The organism is Isoptericola sp. NPDC058082, assembly GCF_042885055.1.
Classification (GTDB): Bacteria; Actinomycetota; Actinomycetes; order Actinomycetales; family Cellulomonadaceae; genus Isoptericola.
Genome location: NZ_JBHVSQ010000001.1, coordinates 644979 through 655043, shown reverse-complemented (window position 1 = coordinate 655043; position 10065 = coordinate 644979). Strand labels below are relative to the sequence as shown.

General features: G+C 73.9%; 8 protein-coding genes. 5 read left to right on the top strand and 3 right to left on the bottom strand.

The features are described from left to right. Window positions 1–281 precede the first annotated feature (281 nt). On the top strand, window positions 282–1049 hold the full coding sequence (locus ACFVS0_RS03055) for a GNAT family N-acetyltransferase (RefSeq protein ID WP_430552013.1): 768 nt from the start codon (window positions 282–284) through the stop codon (window positions 1047–1049). Window positions 1050–1122: 73 nt separating this feature from the next. Here the strand turns inward: ACFVS0_RS03055 and ACFVS0_RS03050 are convergent, their stop codons facing one another. Beyond that, entirely contained in the window at window positions 1123–1557 is a 435-nt protein-coding gene (locus ACFVS0_RS03050; protein ID WP_430565129.1) for a hotdog fold thioesterase, read from the bottom strand. Between ACFVS0_RS03050 and polA the strand changes: the two genes are divergently transcribed. Continuing rightward, a complete protein-coding gene (polA, locus tag ACFVS0_RS03045; protein WP_430587121.1) occupies window positions 1556–4297 on the top strand; it encodes a DNA polymerase I in 2742 nt (913 codons plus the stop codon). The genes ACFVS0_RS03050 and polA overlap by 2 nt on opposite strands. A gap of 61 nt (window positions 4298–4358) precedes the next feature. After that, window positions 4359–4709, top strand: a complete 351-nt coding sequence (locus tag ACFVS0_RS03040) for an SH3 domain-containing protein (protein ID WP_430587120.1) — start codon at window positions 4359–4361, stop codon at window positions 4707–4709. 19 nt (window positions 4710–4728) lie between these two features. Here the strand turns inward: ACFVS0_RS03040 and ACFVS0_RS03035 are convergent, their stop codons facing one another. Next, window positions 4729–5550 (bottom strand): class I SAM-dependent methyltransferase, encoded by an 822-nt coding sequence (locus tag ACFVS0_RS03035; RefSeq protein WP_430587119.1) that lies wholly within the window; start codon window positions 5548–5550, stop codon window positions 4729–4731. A 207-nt stretch (window positions 5551–5757) separates the two neighbouring features. On the opposite strand from ACFVS0_RS03035, the gene rpsA reads away from it, so the two are divergent. After that, window positions 5758–7254 carry a 30S ribosomal protein S1 gene (rpsA, locus tag ACFVS0_RS03030; RefSeq protein ID WP_430587118.1) on the top strand — a complete coding sequence of 499 codons (1497 nt, stop codon included), beginning with the start codon at window positions 5758–5760 and terminating at the stop codon, window positions 7252–7254. A 101-nt stretch (window positions 7255–7355) separates the two neighbouring features. Here rpsA and ACFVS0_RS03025 read toward each other — a convergent pair whose 3' ends face one another. Then, window positions 7356–9239, bottom strand: coding sequence for an ABC transporter ATP-binding protein (locus tag ACFVS0_RS03025; protein ID WP_430587117.1), 1884 nt, complete (start codon window positions 9237–9239; stop codon window positions 7356–7358). A 78-nt stretch (window positions 9240–9317) separates the two neighbouring features. Here ACFVS0_RS03025 and coaE point away from each other — a divergent pair, with 78 nt between their 5' ends. Then, on the top strand, window positions 9318–9950 hold the full coding sequence (gene coaE / locus ACFVS0_RS03020; RefSeq protein WP_430565124.1) for a dephospho-CoA kinase: 633 nt from the start codon (window positions 9318–9320) through the stop codon (window positions 9948–9950). The last annotated feature ends 115 nt before the right edge of the window (window positions 9951–10065 follow it).

Genomic DNA, 10065 nt, shown 5'->3' with positions numbered 1-10065 from the left:
CGGAGAGGGGGAAGGGGGGGGGGGGAAGAGGGGGGGGAGAGGGGGGAGGGGGGGGAAGAGAAGGGGGGGGGGACGGGGGAGGAACGCCCCCCCCCCCCCCCCCCCACTGCCCATTGTGCGAGGGCGACAGGGTCGCTATCGTCGCCTGGGTGTCGTGACCAATCTGTGATATTCATGCTTCAACGACCGTGACCCCGGGGCTGCCGGGGCGGGCCCCCGGAGACGGGTGGGAAGGCTCCCACCGCGCCGCGCGGGGACGGTCATTCGTCGAGGAGGTGCCGATGCGTGCAGCGGTCGAGGTCCGGCCGGTCGAGCAGGACGACATGGTCGATGTCGCGCGCCTGGCGGAGCGTGCCGTCGAGGAGTCGCCGTCGGCCGCGCAGGGAACCCCCTCGGACGCCTCCCGCCTCCTGGAGCACCTGAGCGTGCTGCTGGGCGCGGGCGGGCAGGTCCTCGTCGCGAGCCACGAGGGCGAGATCTGCGGGTTCGCCGTGCTGCGCGTCATCGACCCGTTGCTGTTCGCGACGACCACGAGCCTGTACGTCGACGCCGTCTTCGTCAGCCCGTCGGCCCGGCGCCGCGGTGTCGGCCACGCGCTCCTCGCGGCCGCCGCCGCCGTGGCGGGGGAGCGCGGCGCCGAGAACGTCTACTGCGCGCCGGCCCCGGGTGCCCGCGGCATGCACCGCTTCCTCGCCCGGTTGGGCTTCGCCCCCACGTCGGGGCACCGCGTCGTCGCCACGGCGACGCTGCAGCGCCGCCTGGTCCAGGAGAACCCCCGCGGGACGCGGACGGCGGCCCGCGCGGGGCGCCGGGAGGCGACCCGCGCGGCGATCGAGGACCTCGTCGCCCGCCGTCGCCGCGCCCGGGCCGCGGGCCTGCCCACGGGCCCGGTCGACCTGCGGGCCTTCCAGGCCGAGCGCGACGCCGCGCTGCGCGAGGCCGCCGACCGGGCGGCCGACCGCGGCGAGGGCCCGGAGGGCCCGGACGGCGTGACCTCGCTCGGGGTCGCGACCCGTCGCGACCCGGCGAGCGAGTCCGTCCCGTCCTGAGCCGTCCGCCTCGAGCGGAGCCCTCCGTGGTCCCGCGGCCCGCGCCGCGTCCCCCGGCACCTCGGCCGCGACCTCAGCGGGCGTCGAGGATCATGCAGGTGAGTCGCGCGGTGCACACGCGGCGGCCGTCGTCGTCGGTGACGACGATCTCGTAGGCGGCGGTCGACCGCCCCAGGTGCAGGGCGGTGGCGACCCCGTGCACGCTTCCGGACCGCGCGCCGCGGTGGTGCGTCGCGTTGAGCTCCAGGCCCACCGCGGCACGCCCAGGCCCCGCGTGCTGCTGCGCGGCAACGGAGGCGAGGGTCTCCGCGAGCGACGCCGTCGCGCCGCCGTGCAGCAGCCCGGCCGGCTGGGTGTTGCCGGCCACCGGCATGGTGCCGCCCGTGCGTTCGGCGGCCACCTCCGTGAGCCGGATCCCGAGTCGCTCGATGAGCGTGCCCTGCGCGGCGGCGGTCCACTCCTCGAGGGTGCGGGGGAACCGGGGCGCGTCGGCGGTGGTGTCAGACATGGGCGATAGGTTGGCACCCGTGACGACCTCCGCGCGAACCGGGACCCGCCCACGCCTCCTGCTGATCGACGGCCACTCCATGGCGTACCGAGCGTTCTTCGCGCTGCCGGACACGCTGGTGACCTCCAGCGGCCAGGTGACGAACGCCGTCTACGGGTTCACCTCGATGCTGACGAACCTGCTGCGCGACGAGCAGCCGACGCACGCGGCCGTCGCGTTCGACGCCGGGCGGGTGACGTTCCGCACCGAGCGGTTCCCCGAGTACAAGGGCAACCGTGACGCGACCCCCGAGGTGTTCCGCGGGCAGGTGCCGCTCATCAAGGAGGTCCTCGAGGCGCTGCGCATCCCCGCGCTGCAGCGCGAGGGCATCGAGGCCGACGACATCCTGGCCACGCTCGCCCGCGAGGGGCGCGAGGCGGGCTTCGACGTCCTGGTCTGCTCCGGTGACCGGGACTCGCTGCAGCTCGTCACCGAGGACGTCACCGTGCTGTACCCGAAGCGCGGCGTGTCGGAGCTCGCGCGCATGACGCCGGAGGCCGTCGCCGAGAAGTACGGCGTGCCCCCGCAGCAGTACCCCGACCTGGCGGCCCTCGTGGGGGAGTCGAGCGACAACCTGCCCGGCGTGCCCGGCGTCGGCCCCAAGACGGCGGCCAAGTGGGTCACCACGTACGGCGGCCTCGAGCCGCTGCTGGAGCACGTCGACGAGCTCAAGGGCAAGGCGGCGGGCAACCTGCGGGAGGCGGTCGAGCAGGTGCGCCTCAACCGTGAGCTCAACCGGCTGCTGGACGACGTCGAGCTGCCCCTGTCGGTGGACCGGCTGGGGCTCGACGGGTTCGACCGGGAGGCCGTGCACCGGGTGTCCGACACCCTGCAGTTCGGCGCGCTGCGCGACCGCCTGCTCGCGGCGGACCCGTCCGCGGAGCCGGTCGAGGCGGTCGAGGTGGCGGGCGTGCAGGTCGCGCTCGCGGCGCTCGAGCCGGGTGGGCTGGGTGCCTGGCTGGCGGCGCGCTCCGGTCGCGCCCTCGGGCTCGAGGTCACGGGGACGCCGACGCCGGGTGCCGGCGATGCGTGGGACGTCGCGCTCGCCGACGACCACGACGGCGAGACCGCCGCCGCCGTCGTCGACCTGGCGGACGTGACGCCGGAGGACGAGAGCGCGCTCGCGACCTGGCTCGCCGACCCCGCGGCGCCGAAGGCCGTGCACGGCGCCAAGGCCGCCTGGCACGAGCTCGCCGGGCGCGGTCTGGACCTGCGCGGCGTGTCCTTCGACACCGAGCTCGCGGCATACCTCTGCTACCCCGACCAGCGTGGCTACGACCTCGCCGACCTCACGGTGCGCCTGCTCGGGCGCGAGCTGTCCGCGGGGGAGGCGCCCGACGCCGCCGGACAGGGCGCCCTGGACCTCGCTCTCGACGGCGGTGACGATGACCCTCGGGCGCGGCAGGCGGCCGTGCGCGCGGCGGCCGTGGTCGACCTGGCGCAGGCCCTGTCCGGGCAGCTCGCGGACCGGGGAGCCGCGGGGCTGCTCACGGACCTGGAGCTGCCGCTCACGCAGGTGCTGGGCCGGATGGAGGCCACGGGCATCGCGGCGGACGTCGAGTACCTCACGGAGCTCGAGAAGCAGTTCGCCTCGATGGTGGCCGACGCGGCCGCCGACGCGTACGACGTGATCGGCCGGCAGGTGAACCTCGGCAGCCCGAAGCAGCTGCAGGAGGTGCTGTTCGACCAGCTCGGCATGCCCAAGACCAAGAAGATCAAGACGGGCTACACCACCGACGCGGCCTCCCTGCAGGACCTCTACGTCAAGACCGAGCACCCCTTCCTCGAGCACCTGCTGGCGCACCGCGACGCGACCCGGCTGCGCTCGACGGTCGAGGGGCTGCTCAAGTCCGTGGCGCCCGACGGGCGGATCCACACCACGTTCCAGCAGACGATCGCGGCGACGGGCCGCCTGAGCTCCACGGACCCGAACCTGCAGAACATCCCGATCCGCACGGAGGAGGGGCGGCGCATCCGCCGCGCCTTCCGGGTCGGTGAGGGCTACGAGACGCTGCTCACGGCGGACTACAGCCAGATCGAGATGCGGATCATGGCGCACCTGTCCGGCGACGAGGGGCTGATCGAGGCCTTCCGGTCCGGCGAGGACCTGCACCGCTACGTGGGCTCCCGCGTGTTCGAGGTGGCTCCCGCGGACGTCACGCCCGAGATGCGCTCGAAGATCAAGGCGATGAGCTACGGGCTCGCGTACGGGCTGAGCGCCTTCGGGCTGTCGCAGCAGCTCACCATCCCGACCGGCGAGGCGCAGTCGCTGATGGACGACTACTTCACCCGCTTCGGCGGGGTGCGCGACTACCTCACCGGGGTGGTCGAGGAGGCGCGGGCCACGGGGTATACCGCGACGATCCTAGGACGTCGCCGCTACCTGCCGGACCTCACGAGCGACAACCGCCAGCGGCGGCAGATGGCGGAGCGCATGGCGCTCAACGCGCCCATCCAGGGCAGCGCGGCCGACATCATCAAGGTCGCGATGCTCGGCGTGCAGCGCGAGCTCGACGAGCGCGGGCTCGCGTCGCGGCTGCTGCTGCAGGTGCACGACGAGCTCGTGGTCGAGGTGGCGCCGGGGGAGCGCGAGGCGGCGGAGGACGTGCTGCGGTCGCAGATGGGCTCCGCGGTGGAGCTGGACGTGCCGCTGGACGTCTCCGTCGGCGCGGGGGCGACCTGGCACGACGCCGGGCACTGACGGCTGACGGCCCGGTCGGCGCACGCGACAGGACGCCGGCCACGACGGGGAGGGCAGCACGATGGACCTCGGTCCGGCCCGCGCGGTCGCCGACCACGAGATCCCGCCGCGGGCGGCGCTGCGCGTCGCGCCGGGCACCGTGGTGCGGGTCGGGGAACGCGACGACACCTGGCCAGCGTTCGTGTTCGTCACGACCGACGACGGGGGCAGCGGGTGGGTGCCCGCGCGGCACCTGGACGACGCCCGTCCTGTCGCGGTGGTCCGCACGGCCTACGACACGCAGGAGCTGGCGGTGACCGCGGGCGAGCGGGTCGAGGTCACCGCCGACGACGCCGAGTCCGGGTGGAGCTGGTGCGTCGCGCGGGACGGCCGCGCCGGCTGGGTGCCGCACCGGGCGCTCGGGCCCGCCTGAGCCGGTCGGGCCCTTCGGGTCAGTCCTTGGTCGTGACGAAGATCGCGGTGCCGGGCAGGACGGCGCCGCGCTCCGGGCTCCAGCCGCCCCAGGTGGCGTCGTTCCAGTCCGGCCACTCGGGTTCGACGACGTCGCGCAGGCGCAGGCCGGCAGCGGCGACGTCGCGCACGTGGTCGCCGACGGTGCGGTGGTACTCGGCGTAGCGCACGTCGCCCAGGTCGTCGGTCTCGACGTAGGGACGCCGGTCGAAGTACGAGCGGTGCACGGTGAGTCCCCGGGCGGTGGGGTCGTCGGGGAACGCCCAGCGGACGGGGTGCGTCACGGAGAACACCCACCGGCCGCCGGGCCGCAGCACGCGGGCGGCCTCGGCGTGCACCCGCGCCGCGTCCGCCACGAAGGGGATCGCCCCGTACGAGGTGAACACGATGTCGACGCTCGCGGGGGCGAACGGGAGCGACCGGGCGTCGGCCTGCACCAGCGGCACCGGTGTGTCCGTCGCCGCGTTGAGCCGTGCCGCGCCGGAGAGCATCCGTGCAGAGACGTCGGTGGCCACCACCCGGGCGCCGCGGCCGACCAGCCAGCGCGAGCAGTGCGCCGCACCGGCGCCGATCTCGACGACACGTGCCCCGGCGACGTCGCCGAGCAGGCCGGCCTCCGCCTCGGTGAGGCCCTCCGGGCCCCAGCGGAAGCCCGCGTCGCCGAGGAACGACCCGTGGTCGGCGAGGTAGTCGTCGGCGTTCTCGTCCCACCAGCCGCGCGCGGCCGCGTTGCCGGCGTCGTCGGGGACGTCGTCGTACCCCGCGTGCGTGACGGGACGGGGCGCGGGAGGATGGTCGCTCACCCGGCCATCGTGGCACGGGGCCCCGCGTTGACCCCTCGCCTGGTCATCGATAAGATTGTCCGCGGTGCAGTGCGCCCGGGGCCGTCCTTGAGCTCGAATCGCCGTCGTCACGACGTTGCGGCGGATCGATCGTCACGTCGACAACCCGGTGCCCTCGCCACAGACCCTGTCCGCACTACGTCCTGTCCGCATCGGAGCATCTACTCAATGACCATCTCCACCACGAAGTCCGCCCCGCAGGTTGCCGTCAACGACATCGGCACCGAGGAGGACTTCCTTGCCGCCGTCGACGCCACCATCAAGTACTTCAACGATGGTGACATCGTGGAAGGCACGATCGTCAAGGTCGACCGCGACGAGGTCCTCCTCGACATCGGTTACAAGACGGAGGGTGTGATCCCGTCCCGGGAGCTCTCCATCAAGCACGACGTGGACCCGGGCGAGGTCGTCGCCGTGGGCGACGCCGTCGAGGCTCTCGTCCTCCAGAAGGAGGACAAGGAGGGTCGCCTGATCCTGTCGAAGAAGCGCGCCCAGTACGAGCGCGCCTGGGGCACGATCGAGAAGATCAAGGAGGAGGACGGCGTCGTCACCGGCACCGTCATCGAGGTCGTCAAGGGTGGCCTCATCCTCGACATCGGTCTTCGTGGCTTCCTCCCCGCCTCCCTCGTGGAGATGCGTCGCGTCCGCGACCTCGCGCCGTACGTCGGCAAGGAGATCGAGGCCAAGATCATCGAGCTCGACAAGAACCGCAACAACGTGGTCCTGTCGCGCCGTGCCTGGCTCGAGCAGACGCAGTCCGAGGTCCGCTCCACCTTCCTGCAGACGCTGCAGAAGGGCCAGGTGCGCCCCGGTGTCGTCTCCTCGATCGTCAACTTCGGTGCGTTCGTGGACCTCGGCGGCGTCGACGGTCTGGTGCACGTCTCGGAGCTGTCCTGGAAGCACATCGACCACCCGTCCGAGGTCGTCGAGGTGGGCCAGGAGGTCACCGTCGAGGTGCTCGACGTCGACCACGACCGCGAGCGCGTCTCCCTGTCGCTGAAGGCGACGCAGGAGGACCCGTGGCAGACCTTCGCCCGCACGCACGCCATCGGCCAGGTCGTGCCCGGCAAGGTCACGAAGCTCGTGCCGTTCGGTGCGTTCGTCCGCGTCGAGGACGGCATCGAGGGCCTGGTGCACATCTCCGAGCTGGCCGTCCGCCACGTCGAGCTGCCCGAGCAGGTCGTCAGCGTCGGTGCCGAGGTGTTTGTCAAGGTCATCGACATCGACCTCGAGCGTCGCCGCATCTCGCTGTCGCTCAAGCAGGCCAACGAGGGCATGGACCCGGAGTCCGAGGACTTCGACCCCGCGCTCTACGGCATGGCTGCCGAGTACGACGAGAACGGCGAGTACAAGTACCCCGAGGGCTTCGACCCGGAGACCAACGAGTGGCTCGAGGGCTTCGAGACGCAGCGCGAGGCCTGGGAGGCGGAGTACGCCAAGGCGCACGCCCGCTGGGAGTCGCACCGCGAGCAGGTCCGTGCGGCCATCGCGGCGGACGCCGACGCGGCCGTGAACGACGCGGTCCCCGGCGGCAGCTCCAGCAGCTCGTCGTCGTCGTCCTCGTCCTCCTCCTACTCGTCGGCCCCGCCGGCGCAGGAGGCCGCGGGCACGCTCGCCTCGGACGAGGCGCTCGCCGCGCTCCGCGAGAAGCTCACCGGCAACTGATCGGCGACTGACACCGTCGGGTCGTCCGCGACCCACCGGTAGCCCACGGCGGCCCGTCACCCCTCGGGGTGGCGGGCCGCCGTCGTGCGCCCGGCCGGTCGTTACTCGTTCGTGCTCGCCGCAGCGCCCGCGAACTGCGTCGCGTGGAGCTCGGCGTACAGGCCGCCCGCGGCGAGCAGCTCGGCGTGCGTGCCGGTCTCCACCACGCGGCCCTCGGCGAGGACGACGATCGCGTCCGCCGCCCGGACGGTCGACAGCCGGTGCGCGATGACGAGGGACGTGCGGCCCGCCAGCGCCTGGTCGAGCGCCGCCTGCACGGCGGCCTCGGACTCCGAGTCCAGGTGGGCGGTCGCCTCGTCGAGCACGACGACGTCCGGCGCCTTGAGCAGCAGCCGCGCGATCGCGAGCCGCTGCCGTTCGCCGCCGGACAGGCGGTAGCCGCGGTCGCCGACCACGGTGTCGACGCCCTCGGGCAGCCGGCCGACCAGGTCCCAGATGCGCGCCTGGCGCAACGCCCGCTCGAGGTCCTCGTCGGTCGCGTCGGGCCGGGCGAAGCGGAGGTTCGCCGCCACGGTGTCGTGGAAGAGGTGAGCCTCCTGGGCGACCACGCCGACCGTGCCCCGCAGCGACGCGGCGGTGACGTCCCGGAGGTCCGCGCCGGCGATGCGCACGGCACCGGAGGTGGGGTCGTACAGGCGCGAGACGAGCTGGGAGACGGTCGTCTTGCCGGCCCCGGAGGGCCCGACCAGCGCGACCATCGCGCCGGCGGGCACGGAGAACGACACGTCGCGCAGCGTGTCCTCGGTGGGGTCGGAGCGCAGCGTCGCGACCGACTCGAGGGAGGCGAGGGAGACCTCGTCGGCCCTCGGGTACCGGAAGGTCACGTGGTCCAGCTCGACGGAGGCGCCCCGGGCGGCCACGGCCGCCCTCAGGTCGGCGGCGCCGGGCTTCTCGGCGAGAGCAGGCTCGAGGTCGAGCACCTCGAGCACGCGCTCGAAGCTGACCAGGGCGGTCATGACGTCGACCTGGACGTTCGACATCGCGGTGAGCGGCCCGTAGAGGCGACCGAGGTAGGCGGTCAGCGCGACGACGGTGCCGACGGTGAGCTCGCCGGCGATCGACTGCAGCCCGCCCAGACCGTAGACGGCGGCGATCGCCAGGGACGCGAGCGTCGTCAGCCCGACGCGGAACCAGGTGCCGAGCAGCGCGGTGCGGACGCCGAGGTCCCGCAGCCGGCGCACCTGGGCCGCGTACCGCGCGCTCTCCGCCTCCGGGTCGCCGAACACCTTGACCAGGTGGGCGCCCGCGACGTTGAACCGTTCGTTCATCATCTGCCCGGCGTCCGCGTTGAGGTCGTACCCGGTGCGCGCCAGCCCGGCGAGGCGGCGCCCGAACCAGCGGGCGGGCAGCACGAACGCCGGGACGAGCACCAGTGACACCAGGGTGAGCTGCCACGACATCGCGAGCATCGCGGCAAGGGTGAACGCGATCGTCAGCCCGTTGGAGACGACGGTCTGGAGCGTGGACGTGAACGCCTGCTGCGCGCCGAGCACGTCGCCGTTGAGCCGCTGCACGAGAGCGCCGGTCCGCGCCCGGGCGAAGAAGGCGATGGGCATCGTCTGGACGTGGTCGAAGACGGCGGACCGCAGGTCGAGGATCAGTCCCTCGCCCACCCGCGACGACAGCCAGCGCTCCGCCACCGCCAGGGCGGCCGTGACGAGCGCGATCCCCGCCGCCGCGGCGGCCATCGCCAGCACGAGCCCGCGGTCGCCGGTCCCGATGCCGTCGTCGATGAGGCGGCGGAACAGCAGCGGCGTGACGGCGCCGGCGGCCGCGCTGAGCACCAGCAGCCCGACGAACGCCGCGAGCTGTGCCCGGTACGGGCGGGCGAAGCCGAGGATGCGGCGGAGCGTCGGGCCCGCGAGCCGACGGTCCTTCACGGTCGCGTCGTTCAGGTACGACCGCATCATCGGTCCGCCCGCCATGGCACCTCCCGGCCCGCCCCGGCCCGGTGCCGCTGGGCGCTCATGGCGGGAAGCCTACGCCGGGGGCAGGATGGGCCCATGCTTCGCATCGGCCTCACGGGCGGCATCGCCGCAGGCAAGTCCGTCGTCGCGCGCCGCCTCGCCGAGCTGGGCGCCGTCGTGATCGACCACGACGTCCTCGCCCGGGAGGTGGTGGAGCCCGGCACGGTGGGGCTCGAGGAGGTCGTCGCGGCCTTCGGCGAGGGCGTCCTCGCCCCGGACGGCTCCCTCGACCGCCCGGCGCTGGGGCGGCTCGTCTTCGACGACACGGCCTCCCGGGCACGGCTCGAGGGCATCCTGCACCCGGAGATCCGCCGCCTGGCGGCCGAGCGGGAGGCGCTCGCCGGGGCCGCGGACGACCGGGCCGTCGTGGTCCACGACATCCCGCTGCTGGTCGAGACCGGCCAGGCCGATCATTTCCACCTGCTCGTGGTCGTGCACGCCCCCGCGGAGCAGCGGGTCGCGCGCCTCGTCGACGGACGCGGCCTCGACGACGGTGCGGCGCGGGCCCGCGTCGGGGCGCAGGCGACGGACGAGGCGCGGACCGCCGTCGCTGACGTGGTGCTGGACGGTTCCGGCACGGAGGACGGGCTGCGCGAGCAGGTCGACGCGCTCTGGCAGCGGCTGCGCGCGGAGGTGGACGAGGAGTCCGACGCCGCGTCGTCGGCCTGACGCCGCCGACGCACGCCCGGGCGGCCGGCGACGGCACGACGACACCACGAAGGAGCGCGGCCCGGGAGAGTCGGTCGGAGGACCTTTGCGTCGGGTGTTGCGCGACCCCAAGTGG